14 protein-coding genes are annotated in these 18,846 nt (G+C 69.7%); 11 read left to right on the forward strand and 3 right to left on the reverse strand.

Features of this window, described 5'->3' with window-relative positions:
- Positions 1 to 53: 53 nt before the first annotated feature.
- The 4 genes from SK224_RS14850 (at position 54) to SK224_RS14865 (ending at position 4,756) form a co-directional block, all read left to right on the forward strand.
- Positions 54 to 650, forward strand: coding sequence for a sigma-70 family RNA polymerase sigma factor (locus SK224_RS14850; protein WP_320435426.1), 597 nt, complete (start codon positions 54 to 56; stop codon positions 648 to 650).
- On the forward strand, positions 647 to 892 hold the full coding sequence (locus SK224_RS14855; protein ID WP_137416407.1) for a zf-HC2 domain-containing protein: 246 nt from the start codon (positions 647 to 649) through the stop codon (positions 890 to 892). The genes SK224_RS14850 and SK224_RS14855 overlap by 4 nt, the downstream gene beginning before the upstream one ends.
- A gap of 76 nt (positions 893 to 968) precedes the next feature.
- Entirely contained in the window at positions 969 to 3,458 is a 2,490-nt protein-coding gene (locus tag SK224_RS14860) for a DUF2156 domain-containing protein (protein ID WP_320435427.1), read from the forward strand.
- The gene (locus tag SK224_RS14865) at positions 3,455 to 4,756 is read left to right on the forward strand and encodes an alpha/beta hydrolase (RefSeq protein WP_320435428.1); all 1,302 of its coding nucleotides are present in this window, start codon (positions 3,455 to 3,457) and stop codon (positions 4,754 to 4,756) included. The genes SK224_RS14860 and SK224_RS14865 overlap by 4 nt, the downstream gene beginning before the upstream one ends.
- A 60-nt stretch (positions 4,757 to 4,816) precedes the next feature.
- Here the strand turns inward: SK224_RS14865 and SK224_RS14870 are convergent, their stop codons facing one another.
- On the reverse strand, positions 4,817 to 8,491 hold the full coding sequence (locus SK224_RS14870; protein WP_320435429.1) for a multifunctional oxoglutarate decarboxylase/oxoglutarate dehydrogenase thiamine pyrophosphate-binding subunit/dihydrolipoyllysine-residue succinyltransferase subunit: 3,675 nt from the start codon (positions 8,489 to 8,491) through the stop codon (positions 4,817 to 4,819).
- Between the two features lie 157 nt (positions 8,492 to 8,648).
- On the opposite strand from SK224_RS14870, the gene SK224_RS14875 reads away from it, so the two are divergent.
- Entirely contained in the window at positions 8,649 to 10,106 is a 1,458-nt protein-coding gene (locus SK224_RS14875; protein WP_320435430.1) for a GuaB1 family IMP dehydrogenase-related protein, read from the forward strand.
- A 125-nt stretch (positions 10,107 to 10,231) separates the two neighbouring features.
- Here the strand turns inward: SK224_RS14875 and SK224_RS14880 are convergent, their stop codons facing one another.
- A complete protein-coding gene (locus tag SK224_RS14880) occupies positions 10,232 to 11,197 on the reverse strand; it encodes a hypothetical protein (RefSeq protein WP_320435431.1) in 966 nt (321 codons plus the stop codon).
- Positions 11,198 to 11,572: 375 nt separating this feature from the next.
- Here SK224_RS14880 and SK224_RS14885 point away from each other — a divergent pair, with 375 nt between their 5' ends.
- Entirely contained in the window at positions 11,573 to 12,904 is a 1,332-nt protein-coding gene (locus tag SK224_RS14885; RefSeq protein WP_320435432.1) for a hemolysin family protein, read from the forward strand.
- The gene (locus SK224_RS14890; protein ID WP_320435433.1) at positions 12,901 to 13,953 is read left to right on the forward strand and encodes a hemolysin family protein; all 1,053 of its coding nucleotides are present in this window, start codon (positions 12,901 to 12,903) and stop codon (positions 13,951 to 13,953) included. The genes SK224_RS14885 and SK224_RS14890 overlap by 4 nt, the downstream gene beginning before the upstream one ends.
- Before the next feature lie 7 nt (positions 13,954 to 13,960).
- Here the strand turns inward: SK224_RS14890 and SK224_RS14895 are convergent, their stop codons facing one another.
- Entirely contained in the window at positions 13,961 to 15,025 is a 1,065-nt protein-coding gene (locus SK224_RS14895; RefSeq protein WP_320435434.1) for an NADH:flavin oxidoreductase/NADH oxidase, read from the reverse strand.
- A 28-nt stretch (positions 15,026 to 15,053) separates the two neighbouring features.
- Between SK224_RS14895 and SK224_RS14900 the strand changes: the two genes are divergently transcribed.
- The 4 genes from SK224_RS14900 (at position 15,054) to SK224_RS14915 (ending at position 18,844) form a co-directional block, all read left to right on the forward strand.
- The gene (locus tag SK224_RS14900) at positions 15,054 to 15,893 is read left to right on the forward strand and encodes an NAD(P)H-hydrate dehydratase (RefSeq protein ID WP_320435435.1); all 840 of its coding nucleotides are present in this window, start codon (positions 15,054 to 15,056) and stop codon (positions 15,891 to 15,893) included.
- A 38-nt stretch (positions 15,894 to 15,931) separates the two neighbouring features.
- Complete coding sequence (locus SK224_RS14905; protein WP_320435436.1) at positions 15,932 to 17,200, forward strand: hypothetical protein; 1,269 nt, start codon at positions 15,932 to 15,934, stop codon at positions 17,198 to 17,200.
- A 13-nt stretch (positions 17,201 to 17,213) separates the two neighbouring features.
- The gene (locus SK224_RS14910; RefSeq protein WP_320435437.1) at positions 17,214 to 17,543 is read left to right on the forward strand and encodes a thiamine-binding protein; all 330 of its coding nucleotides are present in this window, start codon (positions 17,214 to 17,216) and stop codon (positions 17,541 to 17,543) included.
- An 89-nt stretch (positions 17,544 to 17,632) separates the two neighbouring features.
- The gene (locus SK224_RS14915; protein WP_320435649.1) at positions 17,633 to 18,844 is read left to right on the forward strand and encodes an MFS transporter; all 1,212 of its coding nucleotides are present in this window, start codon (positions 17,633 to 17,635) and stop codon (positions 18,842 to 18,844) included.
- Positions 18,845 to 18,846 lie beyond the last annotated feature (2 nt).

The raw sequence follows: 18,846 nt of genomic DNA on the forward strand, positions 1-18,846 counted from the left end.
CCGTGCTCGAGCGCCCGGAAGTCGCTCGTGGGCAACGCGTAGGATTGCCCACGATGGACGACACCAGTTCTGCCGTGGACACCCGCTCCCAGTTCGAGGAGCAGGCGTTGCCGTTCATGGATCAGCTGTACGCGGCGGCGATGCGCATGACGCGCAATCCCTCGGACGCAGCGGATCTCGTGCAGGAGACCTTCGTGAAGGCGTTCTCCTCGTGGGCGACGTTCGCGCAGGGCACCAACCTCAAGGCCTGGCTGTACCGCATCCTGACGAACACGTACATCAACGTGTACCGCAAGAAGCAGCGCGAGCCCTACCAGGGCGCCATCGATGATCTCGAGGACTGGCAGCTCGGCGGCGCAGAGTCGACCACCGCCACCAGCACCCGTTCCGCCGAGGCGGAGGCGATCGATCATATGCCGGCGTCGATCGTCAAAGAGGCGCTGCAATCGATCCCCGAGGACTTCCGGCTGGCGGTGTACCTCGCTGACGTCGAAGGTTTCGCCTACCAGGAGATCGCCGACATCATGAAGACCCCTATCGGCACGGTCATGAGCCGCCTGCACCGAGGCCGGCGCATGCTTCGTGACCTGCTCGCCGACTACGCGAAGGAACGGGGCATTGCCCCGTCTGCACCCAGGAGCAAGAAATGACCGACTGCGGCTGCGAGAAGGCCCGGCGCGATCTCGAGGAGTACCTCCGCAACGAGATGTGCCACGTCGAGCACAGCGATATCCGCGAGCACCTCGAGACGTGCGCGGAGTGCCGCGACGAGGCGCTCGTCGCGACCACGCTCACCGAGGTCGTGGCGCGCGCGTGCAAAGAGACGGCACCCGACAAGCTCCGCGACCAGGTTCTGGAGCGGCTCCGCGCCGCACAGGCGACTCATCACTGACGCACAGAGTTCCGCTCCCGCGCACCATCCCCGATCGATAGGGTGACGGCGGCACTCTGAGTCCGTGGGAGGTCGCGTGTCACAGGCGGGCTCGTCGCGCACCCGGCGCCACGTGATCACGGCGGCGCAGGTGCGTCGATACGCGGTGCGCCATGCGGTCGCCCTCGGCCTCGCCGTCGTCATCCTGGCTGCATCGATCGCCACGGGCTCCCTCTGGGGTGCGGATGCGACCGCCTGGGGAAGCGGCGCTGCCGCGCTCGCGGACGGCCGGTGGTGGTCCGTTGTCACGGCCCTCGTCGTGCCCGATTCGACGGTCGAGGTCTTCCTCAGCCTCCTCCTCGCGCTGACGGCATTCGCCTATGCCGAGTCGGTGCTGGGTCACGTGCGCTCCGCGATCGTCTTCGTGGCCGGCGGGGTCGTGTCGATCCTTCTCGGCGCGCTCGCGCACGCCGTGCTGTGGGGATTCGACGAGCTGCGCCCCCTGGAATCGAACGACCCCGTGCTGGATCCTTCGATGGGGATCTTCGCCGCGGTACTGGCCGCATCCGCTCTCTCTTCCGCGCTCTGGCGGCGTCGGATCAGGCTCGTCGCGCTCGCCATCGTCGTCATGTTCGCCCTGTACGCGGGCGATGCCGACTCGTGGTATCGGCTGATCGCGGCCCTGCTGGGACTCGTCGCGGGGTCGCTCATGGCGCGGCGGATGCCCCGGCTGGACTGGCACCGGTCCTCCTCGCGCGAGGTGCGCGCTTTGATGGCGGTGCTCGTCGCGATCACCGGTCTCGGGCCGCTCGCTGCGGTGATCGCGGGCGGCGGTCGGGGTCCGTTCTCGCTGGTGGCCTCGTCCTTCCTCGCCTTCGACGAGCATCTCGTCCAGCGGTGCGAGGTGAGCTACCGACCCGTGTGCGATCACGAGTTCGCGCTCGTGCTCACGCGCGGCGTCGGACCCGTGCTCCTCGCCCTCGTGCCGCTGGTGCTGCTGATCGTGGCCGCACTGGGTCTTCGACGCGGACGCCGCGCCGGCCTCGTGCTGGCGGTCTGCGTCCAGGGCGTGCTGGCCGTCCTCGCCCTCTACGCGCTGCTCAGCGGAGAGCTCGCCATCGAGCCCTGGGCGGACGGGTCGGGACTCGAGTACCTGCTGTGGGGCATCGCCTCGATCGGCGTACCCGTCGCGAGCGCCTCGGCGCTGATCGTGGTGCGGCGACGGTTCCCCGTTCGCGCGACCCGTCACGCGGCCCGAACCTTCGCGGCGACGGTGCTGATCGCCTTCCTCGCCTGCGGTGCCGTCTTCGTGGCGAGTGAGACGCTGCTGCAGCAGTCGTTCGACGTGACTCCGACGCTCACGGACATCGTCGTCGAGTCATGGCGACGGTTCGTCCCTCCTGCCTTCCTGCAGGGCATCGGCCAGCCGCCGTTCCCGCGTCACGGCGCAGCCCTGTGGATCTACCAGTGGGTCGGCGTCGTCTTCTGGGCGATCGTCGTCCTCGCTCTCGTGCGCCTCTACCGCAGCGTCCGTCGTCCCGAGGATGCGGATGCGCGCCTGTACCGCGACCTGCTGCGGCGGGGCGGCGGGACCCTCTCGTTCCTCGGGACCTGGCGCGGCACCAGCTACTGGTACAGCGTCGACCGCACCTGCGCCGTCGCGTACCGCCTCGTGGGCGATGTCGCTCTCGCGGTCGGTGACCCGCTCGCGCCGAGCGGAGAGCAGGAGCGCGCCATCAGGGGCTTCGTCGACTTCTGCGGCGAGTCCGGGTGGACGGCGGCCTTCTACAGCATCCACGACGATGCTCTGCCGGTCTTCGACGACATGGGATGGAAGTACGTCTCCGTGGGGGAGGAGACGGTGCTGGACGCCTCCGAGGTCACTCTCGAGGGTAAGCAGTGGCAGAAGGTGCGCCAGCCGGTGACCCGCGCAGAACGCGAAGGCATGACGGCGGTCTGGACGCGGTGGGCGGATCTCAGCGCCGCCGAGCGTTCGCAGATCCGCGAGATCGACGAGCAGTGGGTCGCCGACAAGGCGCTGCCCGAGATGGGATTCACCCTGGGCACGCTCGAGGAGATCATCGACCCGGACGTGGCATTGCTGCTCGCGGTCGACGACGCGGGCCGCATCCAGGTCGTCACGAGCTGGCTGCCCTCCTGGCGCGACGGCGTGCCGAGTGGATGGACGCTCGATTTCATGCGGCGACGCGCCGACGGGCCCAACGGGCTGATGGAGTTCGCGATCGCGCGCGCCGCACAGCAGGCGGCCGCCGACGGGGTGGCCGAGCTCAGTCTCTCCGGGGCTCCGATGGCGGTCAACCCCGACGTCGAGGTCCCCGGTGACACGTCGATCCTCTCGGGGGTGCTGGGCTGGTTGGCCCGGACTCTGGAGCCGGCGTACGGCTTCGACTCCCTCTTCCGGTTCAAACGGAAGTTCCATCCCCGGTATCGCACGATCTGGCTGGCGTACGGCGACCCGGTCGATCTGCCGCGGATCGGTACCGCCGTCGGCAGGGCCTACCTGCCCGACGCTACTGTGCGTGATGTGCTGGCGCTGCTGCGCAGCGCTCGAGGAGGAGACAGATGATCCAGTGGCTGCTGACTCTCGAGCTCATCAACAGTCCGCTGCGATGGGTGGTCTGGTCGGTCGCCGCCGTGTGCGCCCTCATCGTGCTCGTCGTGCCGCCGCGCCGCATCCGCCGTCTGCTGATCACCGCCGCGGCGGGCGCCGTCATCGGCTACGCCGGTGCCCATCTGCTGGAGGCGTGGGACGTCTTCCAGGGGCCGCTTCCGGTGCATGCCGCCGTCTGGATGTCGGCGGGTGTCGCGACCGTCGCCATGGGCGCGGTGGGGGTGTTCGTCCGTCCGTGGTGGCGTCGCGCGGTGGCCGCGTTGCTGATCGTCACCGGCGTGATCGGGATGGGGGTGAGCGTCAATGCCGCCTATGGACTCACCGGCAATCTCGCCGCGATCCTCGGCATACAGGCGTTGGACAGTGCTCCGCTGCCGGGAACGTCTGCCGCATCGGGGGACGCAGCGACGCTGTACCAGACGTGGACACCGCCGGCGGGCATGCCCTCGAAGGGCCGAGTGAGTGCGTTGTCGGGGGATCAGAAGATCCCGGCCACAGGGTTCCAGGCGCGAGACGCGGCGCTGTACCTGCCGCCCGCAGCTCTGGTGCCGGACCCGCCGCGCCTGCCGCTGCTGGTGTTCATGATGGGCCAGCCCGGCACTCCCGATCCGACGGTGCTGGCCAAGAGCCTCGACGCCTTCGCGGCCGCCCACAACGGCCTCGCCCCGATCGCGATCGTCGCCGATCAGCTCGGCTCGGTCGATGTCGACCCCGCATGCGCGGATTCCACGAAGTACGGGAAGGCCTCCACGTATCTCAACGTCGATGTCCCCGCGTACGCGCGGGCGCGCCTGAACATCGTCGACGACCCCGCCTACTGGGTCATCGGCGGCTACTCGAACGGGGGAGCCTGCGCCCTCACATACGGCGCCCAGTTCCCGCAGACCTGGGGCAACATCATGGACATCTCCGGCAACGAGTACCCGGGCTCGGAACACATCGATCAGACCGTCAAGGAGGTCTTCGGCGGCAATCGTGCAGCCTTCGACGCGGCGAGTCCGGCTGCGCTGCTCGCCGCGCATCCCGGGCAGTACGCGGGGCATGAGGCCGTCTTCACGCACGGTGAGCAGGACGCACAGTTCGGCCCGGGACAGGTCGCGAACGCCGCGCGTGCACAGGCGGCCGGATTCGCGGTACTCACGCAGACCATCCCGGGGGAAGGGCACACCGGACCCGTCCTCCAGAAGGGTCTGGACTATGCGATCGGCGCGCTCGCGCCCCGCCTCGGCCTGGAGGCACCCGCCGCGGGGTGACGCCTGGGACGAGAGAAGGCGGGCCCCGGCATTCCGGGGCCCGCCTTCACATGAGCCGGCTCAGAACGTGAGCGCGCGGCGCAGGAGCTCCGCCTGCTCGATCTGGTGCATCTTCGCCGAGCCGGCCGCGGGCGAAGCGGATGCGGCCCGCGAGACCACGCGGATCGTGCGGTCATGCAGGTGCTTGACGACCTCGAGAGCGATGAAGGGCCACGCGCCCTGGTTCTCGGGCTCTTCCTGGACCCACACGAGCTCCGCGTTCGGATAGCTGTCGATGACGGCGTTCAGCTCGTCGATCGGCGCGGGGTAGTACTGCTCGAGGCGCACCAGCGCCACACGGCCGTCGGGGTTCTTGTCGAGCTCCGAACGCAGATCCCAGTGGATCTTGCCGGCGTGCAGCAGCACGCGCGTGACGGCGTTCTTGTCGACGCCGCGCTCATCGTCCAGCACCGGCTCGAACCTGCCCTGTGTGAACGCCTCGACGGGGCTGACGGCGTCGCGCAGACGCAGCATGGCCTTCGGGGTGAACACGACGAGCGGGCGGCGCGGCTGAGCGTACGCCTGGCGGCGCAGCAGATGGAAATAGGAAGCGGGCGTCGAGGGGCGCGCGACGGTCATGTTCTCCTGCGCGCACATCTGCAGGAAACGCTCGATGCGGGCGGAGGAGTGGTCGGGGCCGGCGCCCTCGTAGCCGTGCGGGAGCAGCAGCACGACGCTCGACTGCTGGCCCCACTTCTGGTCGGCCGACGAGAGGTAGGTGTCGATCACCGTCTGGGCGCCGTTGGCGAAGTCACCGAACTGCGCCTCCCACAGCACCAGCGCGTCCGGGCGCTCGACCGAGTAGCCGTACTCGAACGCGACAGCCGCGTACTCGCTGAGCAGCGAGTCGTAGACGAAGAAGCGTCCCTGACCCTCGCTGAGGTTCGTCAGCGGCAACCATTCCTGACCGTTGTCGCGGTCGTGGAAGACGGCGTGGCGCTGCACGAACGTGCCGCGACGGGAGTCCTGGCCCGCCAGGCGCACCGGCGTTCCCTCGACGAGCAGGGATCCGAATGCGAGCAGCTCGCCGAAGGCCCAGTCGATGCCGCCCGAGCGGCTCATGGTGTGCCGCTTGTCGAGCAGCTGCTGCAGCTTGGCGTGCACCGTGAAGCCGTCGGGCTTGTTCACGAAGGCGTCGCCGATCAGCTGTACGACGTCGGTCGACACGCCTGTCGTCTCCGGCTCGCCGACGGCCCGCTCGACCTCGACGCTCTCGGCGACGACAGGGTGGGTGCCCGTCTCCGCCTCGTGCGTCTCGGCGAACGCCACCTCGAGGCGGTCCTGGAAGTCGCGCTTGGCCTGCTCGTACTCTTCCTCGGTGATGTCGCCCCGACCGACGAGCGACTCCGTGTAGAGGCGGCGCACCGAACGCTTCGCTTCGACGAGGTTCGTCATCAGCGGCTGCGTCATCGACGGGTCGTCGCCCTCGTTGTGACCGCGGCGGCGGTAGCTCACGAGATCGATGACGATGTCGCGGTGGAACTCCTGGCGGTACCGGAAGGCCAGCTCGGCGGCGCGCACGACGGCTTCCGGGTCGTCGCCGTTCACATGGAGGATGGGAGCCTGGATGGTCTTGGCCACATCCGTCGCGTAGACCGAGGTGCGTCCGTCGACCGGCAGCGTCGTGAAGCCGAGCTGGTTGTTGATGACGACGTGTACGGTGCCGCCGGTGCGGTATCCGCGCAGCTGCGACATCTGCAGCGTCTCGACGACGACACCCTGGCCGGCGAAGGCCGCATCGCCGTGGACGAGGATGGGCAGCCACGCGAAGGTGCCGATCGGCTTGCGGTCCTGCTTGGCGCGCACGATGCCCTCGAGCACGCCGTCGACGGTCTCGAGGTGCGAGGGGTTGGCGGCGAGGATCACGGGAAGCTCCGTGCCCGCATCCGATTGGAACGTGCCTTCGGTGCCCAGGTGGTACTTCACGTCGCCCGAGCCGCGTTTGTTGCCGGGCAGGCTCGTGCCCTCGAACTCGCGGAAGACTTGGCCGTAGGTCTTGCCGGCGACGTTGGTCAGCACGTTCAGGCGACCGCGGTGCGCCATACCGATGGCCGCGCCGTCGAGTCCCGCGGAGGCCGCGCCCTGCAGGATCTCGTCGAGCAGCGGGATGACCGATTCGCTGCCCTCGAGGCTGAAGCGCTTCTGGCCGACGTACTTGGTCTGCAGGAACGTCTCGAAGGCCTCGGCCTGGTTCAGTTTGGAGAGGATGCGCAGCTGCTCGTCGTGGCCGGGCTTCTGGTACTTCACCTCGACGTTGTCCTGGAACCACTTGCGCTGCACCGGGTCCTGGATGTGCATGTACTCGATGCCCAGGGTGCGGCAGTAGGAGTCGCGCAGCACCCCGAGGATGTCGCGGAGCTTCATCTGGCGCTTGCCGCCGAAACCGCCCACGACGAACTCGCGGTCGAGGTCCCAGAAGGTGAGCCCATGGCTCTCGATCTCGAGGTCGGGGTGCGTGCGCTGGACGTACTCGAGCGGATCGATGTCGGCCATCAGGTGGCCGCGCACCCGGTACGAGTTGATGAGCTCCTGGACACGTGCGCCCTTGTCGATGCGCTCCGCCAGATCGACGTTGATGTCGCTGCCCCAGTGGATGGGGGCGTAGGGGATGCGCAGCGCCGCGAAGATGCCTTCGTAGAAGTCACGCTGGCCGATCAGCAGCTCGTGGACCTTCTTGAGGAACTCGCCGGAACCGGCGCCCTGGATCACGCGGTGGTCGTACGTGCTCGTCAGGGTGATGGTCTTGCCGATGCCGAGCTCGACGAGCGTCTTCTCGCTCGAGCCCTGGAACTCGGCGGGGTACTCGAGGGCTCCCGCGCCGATGATGCAGCCTTGGCCCTTCATGAGGCGGGGCACCGAGTGCACGGTGCCGATGCCGCCCGGGTTGGTGAGCGAGAGCGTGGTGCCCTGGAAGTCGGCTGCCGTCAGCTTGTTCGTGCGGGCGCGCTTGACGAGGTCCTCGTAAGAAGCGAGGAACTCGTTGAACGTGAGCGACTCCGCACGCTTGATGCTCGGCACCATGAGCGCGCGCGTTCCGTCGGGCTTGGGGAGGTCGATCGCGATGCCCAGGTTGATGTGGGCGGGAGCGACGACCGAGGGCTTGCCGTCGACCTCGGCGTAGAAGACGTTCTGGCTCGGGAACTCCTTGAGCGCCTGGATGAGCGCCCACCCGATCAGGTGGGTGAAGCTCACCTTGCCGCCACGGGTTCGCGCCATGTGGTTGTTGATGACGATGCGGTTGTCGATCATCAGCTTGGCCGGGACCGTGCGCACACTCGTCGCAGTGGGCACCGTCAGCGACTCGTCCATGTTGGCGGCGAGGGTCTTCGTCATACCCTTGAGGGTCGTGACGACGTCCTCCTGCACCTCGCCCGCAGGGTCGGAGGGTTGAGCCTTGGGAGCCTGCGCCGGGATCGGCTGCGGCTTGGCCGGCTTGCCGGTCGTGCGAGCCACAGGCTGCGAGCCGATCACGGGGATCGGCGCGGTCACCGGGTGGGGCTCGGACGCGGCGGGCGCTGCCTGGGGGGCGCCCCCTGATCCGGCCTGGGAGTGGTAGGCCTCCAGGACCGGCCACCAGGACTTGTCGACCGAGTTACGGTCGACAAGGAACTGTTCGTAGAGTTCCTCGACGAGCCACTCATTGGCTCCGAACTCTCCTTCGTTCGATACTCCGACGCCCGTCACCTGGCTCGACACTCTCGATCGCCCGCTTTCGTGAGATTCATCCGCAATGCGGGGCCGTCGTGGGCCCACACGCACGACACGCAAGCCTAGTCGAGTATTCCGGCGTCCGCTCCCGGCGCGTCGCGGTTGACAGGCCCGGCGGAGTATGGGCGGCGTACGCTCTGCAGACATGGAGTTCTACGGCGCGCACCCCGAGACCGACCTCACCTACTCCGACGTGTTCCTCGTACCTCGACGCTCCGGCATCACGAGTCGTCTGGATGTGGATCTGTCGCCCCGTGACGGCACCGCGATGCGCATCCCCGTCGTCTCCGCCAACATGAACTCCGTCACCGGCGCGCGACTCGCCGCGACGCTCGCTCGACGTGGCGGGCTGGGCGTGCTTCCCCAGGACATGCCGCTGCAGGAGCTCGCTGCCGCCATCCGTTGGGTCAAGCGTCAGCCGGTGCGCTGGGACACCCCGATCGTGCTGCCTCCGAGCGCGACCGCAGCGGATGCCGCCAAGCTCCTGCCCGCGACGGAGGGGTACGGCATCGTCGTGGCCGACCCTTCGGCTGCATCCCTCGACCTCGCCGAGGTCGTCGGCGTCGTGCCGGCAACGCGTCTCGCGACCGCGCTGCCGGACGCGACCCTGGGTGATCTCGTGCGCGCCCGTCCGATCGCGATCGATGCGGACGACGTGACGGATGCCCGTCACGCGTTCGACCTGCTCGTCGCGGCGGATGCCGAGACGGTGTGCGTTGTCGAACGCGGTCATCTCGTCGGCACGCTCTCTCGCCGCAGCGCGCTGCGTTCGACGCTGTACAGCCCCGCGGTGGACGCCGACGGGCGCCTGATCGTCGCCGCGGCGATCGGCATCAACGGGGACGTCGCCGCCAAAGCGCAGGCCCTGGCCGCCGCCGGTGTCGACGTGCTCGTGCTCGACACCGCCCACGGGCACCAGGAGGGCATGCTCCGCGCCCTGCGCGCCGTCGCGGATCTAGGCCTCGGCCTGCCTCTCGTGGCGGGCAACATCGTCACCGCGGACGGCGTCCACGATCTCGTCACCGCGGGCGCCTCCATCCTGAAGGTCGGGGTGGGTCCCGGCGCCATGTGCACCACGCGCATGATGACCGCCGTCGGTCGGCCGCAGTTCTCGGCCGTGCTGGAGACCGCGTCGGCGGCACGTGAGCTGGGAGCGCACGTGTGGGCGGACGGCGGCGTGCGCTACCCGCGGGATGTGGCGCTCGCTCTGGCGGCGGGTGCCGCATCCGTGATGGTCGGGTCGTGGTTCGCGGGGACGATCGAGGCTCCCGGTGAGCTGTTCGCGGATCCGCAGGGGCGGGTCTACAAGGAGTCGTGGGGCATGGCCTCGACGAAGGCCGTGCACGCCCGGTTCGGCGGGCTGGACGCCTACGAGCTCGCCCGCAAGGAGCTCTTCGCCGAGGGGATCTCGTCATCGAAGATCTACCTCGACCCGTTGCGGCCGGGGCTCGAGGATCTGCTCGACATGATCACCTCGGGGGTGCGCTCCTCCTTCACCTACGCGGGGGCGGCGACGGTGCCGGAGTTCCATGAGCGCGCGCTCGTGGGGCTCCAGTCGGCCGCCGGCTACGAAGAGGGCAAGGCCCTGCCCGTCAGCTGGTGACCCGTCAGGGCTCGAGTCCTCCATGCCCGAGTTGCGTCGCACATGCGCAGATGCGCCACTTCTCCGCATCCGCCACAGGTAGTGACAGGCGCGGTTGCACAGAAGTGTGGCGGCAGCGCGACGAGCTAGCCCAGCGGACGCGGGCGGGATGTCGGGAGTCCGGCGCCGCGGAGGATGTCGTACAGGCGTCGCGGGTCGTCGAGATCACCGGTGCGCCACCGCGAGAACCCGCTAACGACACGCCGCAGGGCGTCCTCTCGATCCTTCTCCGCCGCGAGGGACTGCAGTGGCGTGCGTCCGCTTTCGCGAGCACGGGTGAAGTACTTGCCGAGGCCGTCGAACTCGCCGATGTGGTCATGCTGCGGCCAGAAGAAGTCGGCGATGTACAGAGCGGCGTCGGTGAGGTGGATGCGGTGCTGGATCACCGGCTGCGGGAATCCGAGCTCCGCGATCAGCACTCTGCTCTGGCTCTCGCGGACGTTGGCCGCGCCGTCCCGCGCGAACACGACCGCGCGATGGATGCGGGCGAGTCCCCGGCGCCGTCGTGCGGCCACACGTTCGCGCACCTGCGCGAGGGTGGCGAGCGCCCCACCGGAACGTCCGCTCCAGATCGCCTGGTCGATCGCGGCGACTCCCTGGAGGAACGGACCGGATGCGGCGAGATCGACCGCGGTCTGCGCCGGGCTGGTCACGAAGCAGTCGCCCCAGGGCAGGATCTCCACCTCCGCCATCGCACGCGTGTGCCGTCGCATCAGTCCGGTCGAGCGTCCTCCCGCATCCGCCTCGACGGAGACATCCAGCCGCACGGGCCACTCGCCGAGCGTGTCGATGCCATGCAGCGCGGCCGCGGCGTGATGGCTGAAGACGGTGCCGGCTGCGACGCGGACCGACGCTTCCCAGACGCGTTGCGCGTGGCGCGCGATCGGCGTGAGCTCCCGCCAGCGGGTGCCGTCGACGAAGACGCCGGGTGCGGCTCGCACGACGATCCCTGCCTCGATCTCGCGCCGCAGGCGGCGCTCATCGAGCCGGTCGAAGGGCTCGTCACGCCGTCGGCGAAGGTCGGTGAGCGGAGGAGTGTCGCGCCAGGTCATGCGGCCATGATGCGGCGCGCCGAGAGGGCGGCGGGTGCCGCATCCGTTCCTGCAGGACGGCGCGCCGCATCCACCGGACGGGGGAGGAGGGGTCAGGACGCCCGGGGTGCTTCGCCTGCCGCCTCGGGGCTACACATGTGCGCACCTGCGACAGGAATCATCTGTCGCAGGTGCGTAGAACTGTGGCGGTTGCGCAGATGCGACGCAACTCGGGCATCAACCATGCGGGGAGCAGAGACGGCGTCGGGCGCCCGAGTGCACAGGGACGGGACGCAGCAGCCGGGGCTCCCGTAGACTGTCCGGCACGATGGACGACCCTCCCAGTTGCAGACGATGGCCCCACCGACCCGCCTCCCTCGAGGGAGGTGACGTGTGATGGATTACGTCATGCTGGGCGTGGGGCTCTTGCTCACGATCGGGACCGGTCTGTTCGTCGCCAGCGAGTTCGCGCTGGTGAATCTCGACCGCGCAGACCTCGAAGCGCGCAGGGATGCGGGTGAGTCGCGGCTCGCGATGACCATCAGCGCGCTGCGCATCACCTCGACCCATCTCTCGAGCGCGCAGCTGGGCATCACTCTGACGACACTGCTGACCGGTTACACGATGGAGCCGGCGATCTCGAACCTCCTGCGTCCGGTGCTCGCGGGTTGGGGTGTGCCGGAGGCGATCGTGGTGGGGCTCGCGGCCACGATCGGCATCGCCATCGCCACGGTCTTCTCCATGATCCTGGGCGAGCTCGTCCCCAAGAACTTCGCCCTCGCGATCCCGCGGCAGACCGCGAAACTCGTCATGCCGTTCCAGGTCGCATTCACGACGGTGTTCCGTCCGGCGGTCTCCGTGCTCAACGGCAGCGCGAACGGCATCCTGCGCTCCATCGGCATCGAGCCGAAGGAGGAGCTCTCCGGAGCCCGCACCGCCGAGGAGCTCTCCAGTCTCGTGCGCCGATCCGCGAGCGCCGGCGTGCTGGAGGAGGACACGGCGTCACTGCTGGATCGCAGCCTCACCTTCGCGCGCCTGACCGCCGACGACGTGATGACGCCGCGTCCCCGTGTACACGCGGTCGCCGCATCCGACTCGGCGAACGACATCATCCAGCTCGCCCGCAAGACCGGGCACAGCCGGTTCCCCGTCTTCGGCGATTCGATGGACGACATCGTCGGCATCGTTCACCTGAAGGCGGCCGTCGGTGTCCCGCGCGAGCGGCGCACCGAGGTGCCCGCCGCCGCCCTCGCGACCGAGCCGCTGCGGGTTCCCGAGACCGTGCACCTCGATCAACTCGTCGCCGAGCTTCGTGCCCGCGGCTATCAGATGGCCGTCGTGCTCGACGAGTACGGCGGAACGGCCGGCGTGGTCACCCTTGAGGACCTCGTCGAGGAGATCGTGGGCGAGGTGCTCGACGAGCACGACCGCCGCCGGGCCGAGATCGTGCGCGGGGTGGACTCGCTGACCGTGTCGGCGGCGCTGCGCCCGGACGAGGTGCTCGATCGCACCGGCATCCGCGTTCCCGAGGGAGAGGTCTACGACACGCTCGGTGGCTTCCTCATGGCCGAGCTCGGCCGCATCCCGGCCGTCGGCGATGAGGTCGAGATCGAGGACGGAACGCTCGCCGTCGTGCGCATGGACGGTCGTCGCGTCGACCGTGTGCGTTTCACCCCCAGACCCGTCCCGGAGGATGCGGACATCGACGAGCAGGAGCGGAACCGATGAGCGACTGGGCGGGAATCCTCTGGCTGGTCGTGCTGCTGGTGTTCAACGCGTTCTTCGTCGGCGCTGAGTTCGCGGTGATCTCCGCGCGGCGCTCGCAGATCGAGCCGCTCGCGGAGAAGGGCTCGCGCTCCGCGAAGACGGCGCTGTGGGCGATGGAGCACGCGACGCTCATGCTCGCGACGTGCCAGCTCGGCATCACGATCTGCTCGCTGCTGATCCTGAACGTCTCGGAGCCGGCGATCCACCACTTGCTGGCGGTGCCGCTGGAGCTGACCGGATGGGGCGAGGCAGCCGTCGACGTCATCGCGTTCGTCGTCGCGCTCGTGCTGGTGTCGTACCTGCACGTGGTCTTCGGCGAGATGGTGCCGAAGAACCTGGCCTTCTCGGTGCCCGACCGGGCGGTGCTGATGCTGGCGCCGCCGCTCGTGTGGGTGTCGCGGGTGTTCCACCCCGTCATCGTCACGCTGAACTGGATCGCCAATCACGTGGTGCGCCTGTTCCGTGTGGAGCCGAAGGACGAGGCAGCCTCGACCTTCACGCTCGAAGAGGTGGCCACGATCGTCAACCAGTCGCGCATCGAGGGCGTCCTCGAGGATGCGGCCGGCACGGTGTCGGCCGTCGTCGAGTTCACCGACAAGGATGCGGGCGATGTCGCCGTCCCGCTCGAGGATCTGGTGACGCTGCCGCAGCTGACGACCCCGGACGAGATCGAGCGCGCGGTCGCCCGACACGGCTTCTCGCGATACGTGATCGTCGACGACGAGGGGATGCCGGTCGGCTACGTGCACCTGAAGGATGTGCTGCGCGTGGCGGAGGACGGCGTCGACCCCTCGGTCGATCGTCCGATCCCGGCCAAGCGGATCCACCACATGGTGCAGGTGCAGGAGACGACCGACCTCGAGGATGCGCTGGCGGCCATGCGCCGGGCTGGGCGTCACCTCGCCCAGGTGCGCGACGCTCAGGGCAACACGACCGCCGTCCTCTTCCTGGAGGACGTCATCGAGGAGCTGATCGGCGAAGTACAGGACGCGACGCGCCGCGGCCGCTGAGCCGGGCTCAGCGGCGGCGCGCGGCGCGCTCGTACTGCGGCGGCCAGGGGCCGACGACACCGAGCTCATCGGCGGCGCGGAGCGCGAAGTGCGGGTCGCGGAGCCATTCGCGGGCCGCCATGATCGCGTCCGCGTCGCCGTCCTGCAGCACCTGCTCGGCCTGCGCCCCGGTCTCGATGAGTCCGACGGCGCTGACCGCGAGCCCCTCGTCGCGCACACGCCGGGCGAGCGGCACCTGGTAGCCGGGCCCGACGGTGATGTCCTGGTGGGCGACGAGTCCGCCGGAGGAGATGTCGAAGAAGTCGGCACCGGCCTCGGCCGCCCACACGGCGACCTGAGCGGTCTCCTCGATGTCCCAGCCGCCCTCTGCCCAGTCGGTGCCGGAGAAACGGACGAACACGGGCAGCTCGCCGGCGGCCTCGCGTACCGCGGCGACGACCCGCAGCAGGAGACGCGCGCGGTTGACCAGCGGGCCGCCGAACTCGTCGGTGCGGTGGTTGGACAGCGGCGAGAGGAACTCATGAAGCAGGTAGCCGTGGGCTGCGTGCACTTCGAGCACGTCGAAGCCCGCCTCGACGGCGCGGCGTGCGGCGGCGGCGAACGAGGCGACGAGCGCGTCGATCTCGTCGCGGGTGAGCTCACGCGGGGTGGCGTAGCCCTCGAAAGCGATCGCGGAGGGGGCGACGGCCTCCCATCCGCCGGCCTCCGCCGGCACAGTCCCGCGGTGCCCGGAGAAGGGCGAGTACGTCGATGCCTTACGCCCAGCGTGGGCAAGCTGGATGCCCGCGGCCGCGCCTCGGGCGTGGATCGCGGTGACGATGGGGGCCCAGGCGTCGCGCTGCTCGTCGGAGTAGATTCCGGTGTCCTCGGGCGAGATGCGGCCCTCGGGCGACACCGCGGTGGCCTCGCTGATGACCAGACCCGCACCGCCGGAAGCGAATTGGGCCAGGTGCACGTGATGCCACTCCCCGGGGAATCCGTCCTGCGCGCTGTACTGGCACATGGGGGCCACCCACAGTCGGTTGCGGAACTCGACGCCTCGAATCGTGTAGGGGCTGAACAGCGCGGTCACGGTACTCCTTCGCGGATAGGGTGGCGCCATGACGGCGATCGAGCAGGATGCCACGCGCACCGCGCGCATCCTTCGCATGCCAACAGCGGACGATGACAAGTATTCCCGTGGGGTCGTGGGCCTGCGCACCGGTTCGGCGGATTATCCGGGCGCGGCGGTGCTGGGAGTGAGCGCCGCCTGGCGCGCCGGATGCGGAATGGTCCGCTACATCGGGCCCTCGCGTGCGGCCGACATGGTGCTGGCGCACCGACCCGAGACGGTCACCGCGCCCGGACGCGTCCAGGCCTGGGTGATCGGCTCGGGAACGGATGCGGCGTCTCGCGATCCGTCCGAGACCGAGGCCCTGCACGAGGTGCTCGCCGGCCGCGAGCCCGTCGTCGTCGACGCGGGTGCTCTCGATCTGGCGCCCGATGCCACGGCGCCGACGATCCTCACCCCTCACGCCCGGGAGTTCGCGCGGCTTCGTGACGCCCTCGGGCTCGCGCCCCTGGGCGACAGGGAAGACGAAGCGCTCCAGACCGCTCGCGAGATGGGCGCCGTCGTCCTGTTGAAGGGTTCCGTGACGCTCGTGGCGGATCCCGACGGCGGCCTTCGCCGCATCCGCTCCGGCGTGCCCTGGCTCGCCACCGCCGGCACGGGAGACGTGCTCGCGGGTGCGCTCGGAGCGGTCGTGGCGGGTGCGGTCGCGGCGGGCGATCCCTCGCCGGAACGTCTGGCGGATGCAGCGGCCGCCGCGGCGTGGCTGCACGGACGCGCCGGCGCGCTGGCCGCCGAGCGTCGGGGGAGCCGGGGCGGTCCGATCACGGCGGGGGACGTCGCCGAGCACCTGCCGCGGGCGGTGGGGGAGACCCTCGCGACCCACGGCTGATCAGGAAGCTCCGTGGCACGCCACGTAGGATGAGGCCCGTGTCGAGACGGGCTCTGTTGTGGATCGCTTTCCTCGTCGTCCATATCGGGGTCTCCGTTCTCGGATGGGTCATGCCCAACGAACCCATGGGCGACGTCTATCGGGTGTACGAGCCGTGGTCGGGGGCGTACCTGAACGGTGGGTGGTGGCCGCAGACCGACACGGCGACGGGCCAGGAGGTCAGCGCCTACTACGGCTTCGTCGGACTGACCGACGCCTGGGTCTACCCGCAGCTTGCGATGCTGCCGATGCTCGCCACGTGGCTGTTCGCCTGGGCGGTGTCGTACACGCCGGCGTGGGCGATCATGGTGGCCCTCGTCGATGCCGCGGCCTTCGCCGTCCTCGTGGGTCGCGGGCGTTCGCGCGGACGCGTCACGGCGGCCTGGTTCTGGCTCGCGTTCATCGCGCTGATGGGCCCGGTCGCGCTCTACCGACTGGATGCGGTGACGGTGCCGCTGGGCATCATGGGAGCGCTGTGGCTGATCGGCCGTCCGTGGCTCGGTGCCGCTCTTCTCGCGGTGGCGACGTGGATCAAGGTGTGGCCGGCGGCCCTCCTGGCGGCCGCGGTCATCGCCGTCCGCCGCCGTCTCGCCGTGATCGGTGCGGCCGCCGCCGTGAGCGCAATCGCGCTGGGCGCGGTCACGCTCCTGGGCGGCGCGGCCTACGCCTTCGGGTTCGTGAGCGACCAGACCGGTCGAGGGCTGCAGGTGGAGTCACCCGTCAGCACCTTCTACCTGTGGGACGCGATGCTCGGCGGCCCCTCGCAGATCTTCTACGACCCCGACCTGCTGACGTTCGAGGTGTCGGGCCCTGCCGTCAACCCGGTGATCACCGTCATGACGCCGCTGTTGGCCGTCGGGGTGCTGGGCATCGCGGCGCTGGGTGCGTACAAGATGTGGCGGGGCGCTCACTTCAGCGCCGTCTTCCCGACGCTCTCGCTCGCCCTCGTCGCGGCGTTCATCGCCCTGAACAAGGTCGGTTCGCCCCAGTACATGGTGTGGCTGAGCGTGCCGCTCGTGATCGCGCTGGTCCTGGACCGCAAGCGCTGGTTCGGTCCCGCCGTTCTCGTGCTCGCGATCGCGGGCGCGACGCAGATCATCTACCCCATGGTCTACTTCGACCTGCTGGTGGCGCTGCCGTTCCCGGTCGTGGTCATCACGATCCGCAACATCCTGCTCGTCGTGATCGCCGCGTGGGCGGTGGTCAAGCTCGCTCGGGTGCGTACACGCTCCAGCTTCGCCCGCACGCCCGGCGTCTTCGCCGGCTGACGAAAGGACCGGCATGCTCATCGCTTTCTCCGTCGCCCCGAGCGGCACGGGCCGCGCGGACGGCTCCGTGCACGACGCCGTCGCCGCAGCCGTGAAGATCGTGCGCGATTCCGGGCTGCCCCACCGAACCGGCTCGATGTTCACTGAGATCGAGGGGGAGTGGGATGAGGTGTTCGCCGTCGTGAAGGCGGCCACCGAGGCGGTGCTGCCGTTCGGCTCGCGTGTCTCACTGGTGCTGAAAGCCGATATCCGCCCGGGGTACACCGGCGAGCTGGACGCCAAGATCGAGCGACTCGAGCGGGCGATCGAGGATGCGGCCTCCGACGGCGCCCCTTCGGCCTGACGGTCCGTCTGGCGAAACGATTCGGCGGCCCCGGTCCGCGTGACTAGCATGTTCCGGTGACCTCTTCGAACCAGACGAAGGGGGCGGCGATGTGGGCGCTCCTCTCTCTCGCCATCGGCAGCTTCGGCATCGGCATGACCGAGTTCACGGTCATGGGCCTGCTGCCCGACATCGCGGGCGCGCTCCTGCCGAACCAGACCGCGGCGGACCCGGATGCGGCCATCGCGCAAGCCGGCTGGCTGATCAGCCTCTATGCGCTCGGCGTCGTGGTCGGTGCGCCGACGATCGCGGGGCTCGTCGCCCGGTTCCCGCGCCACCGCGTGATGGTGCTCCTCGCCCTGGCGTTGACCGTGTTCAACGCCCTCACCGTGATCGCGCCGAACTTCGAGCTCGTCGCGGTCTCGCGCTTTCTGGCGGGGCTCCCGCACGGCGCGTACTTCGGGATCGGAGCGCTCGTCGCGGCTGACGTGCTCGGACCGGGTCGGCGTGCGCAGGGCGTCGCCTTCGTGCTGACCGGACTCACCGTGGCGAATGTCGTCGGCGTGCCGGCCGGCACCTACCTCGGGCAGCAGTTCGGCTGGCGCGTCGCGTTCGGTGTGGTCGCGGCGATCTTCGCGCTCGCCACCGTCTGCATCGCCCTCTTCGTGCCGCGCGCTCCGGGGCAGCCGGGGCGCACGTTGCGGGCGGAACTGGGCGTGTTCCGCATCCCTCAGGTGTGGTTCACCCTGGGGATCGGCTCGATCGGCTTCGGCGGGTTCTTCGCGGTGTACAGCTACGTGGCGCCGCTGGTGACGGAGGTGGCCGACGCGCCGCAGGCGGTCGTGCCGCTCGTGCTGGTGGGCATGGGGCTCGGCATGACGGTCGGCAACCTGCTGGGCGGGCACCTCTCCGACGTCAACCTGCGCCGCACGTTGCTGCTCGGCCTCGGGGTGCTGGCGGTGTCGCTGGCCGTTCTCGCCCTGACCGCCGCCTGGATCTGGGCGCTCGCGATCATGGTGTTCGTCGTGGGTGCCGTCGCGTCGGCGCTCAGCCCCGCGATCCAGACGCGGCTCATGGATGTGGCGGGCGACAACCAGTCGATCGCCGCCGCACTCAACCACTCCGCCCTCAACATCGGCAACAGCCTCGGCGCCGCTCTCGGCGGTGCCGTGATCGCCGCGGGCTGGGGCTTCGCCGCCCCGTCCTGGGTCGGCGCGGCCCTCGCGGCCGCGGGACTCGCGATCGCGCTCACCGCCTACGGTGTCGAACGCCGCCGCGGCGTGCCGATCGTGTACGCGCACTCCTCGTCGTCCGCCCGCTGACG

This window comes from Microbacterium sp. BG28 (genome assembly GCF_034044005.1).
In the GTDB taxonomy this organism is placed as follows: Bacteria; Actinomycetota; Actinomycetes; order Actinomycetales; family Microbacteriaceae; genus Microbacterium.

Coding starts and splice junctions, on each gene's coding strand:
- SK224_RS14850 (WP_320435426.1), top strand. CDS start 54: ATGGACGACACCAGTTCTGCCGTGGACACCCGCTCCCAGTTCGAGGAG.
- SK224_RS14855 (WP_137416407.1), top strand. CDS start 647: ATGACCGACTGCGGCTGCGAGAAGGCCCGGCGCGATCTCGAGGAGTAC.
- SK224_RS14865 (WP_320435428.1), top strand. CDS start 3,455: ATGATCCAGTGGCTGCTGACTCTCGAGCTCATCAACAGTCCGCTGCGA.
- SK224_RS14875 (WP_320435430.1), top strand. CDS start 8,649: ATGGAGTTCTACGGCGCGCACCCCGAGACCGACCTCACCTACTCCGAC.
- SK224_RS14880 (WP_320435431.1), bottom strand. CDS start 11,197: ATGACCTGGCGCGACACTCCTCCGCTCACCGACCTTCGCCGACGGCGT.
- SK224_RS14885 (WP_320435432.1), top strand. CDS start 11,573: ATGGATTACGTCATGCTGGGCGTGGGGCTCTTGCTCACGATCGGGACC.
- SK224_RS14890 (WP_320435433.1), top strand. CDS start 12,901: ATGAGCGACTGGGCGGGAATCCTCTGGCTGGTCGTGCTGCTGGTGTTC.
- SK224_RS14900 (WP_320435435.1), top strand. CDS start 15,054: ATGACGGCGATCGAGCAGGATGCCACGCGCACCGCGCGCATCCTTCGC.
- SK224_RS14910 (WP_320435437.1), top strand. CDS start 17,214: ATGCTCATCGCTTTCTCCGTCGCCCCGAGCGGCACGGGCCGCGCGGAC.
- SK224_RS14915 (WP_320435649.1), top strand. CDS start 17,633: ATGTGGGCGCTCCTCTCTCTCGCCATCGGCAGCTTCGGCATCGGCATG.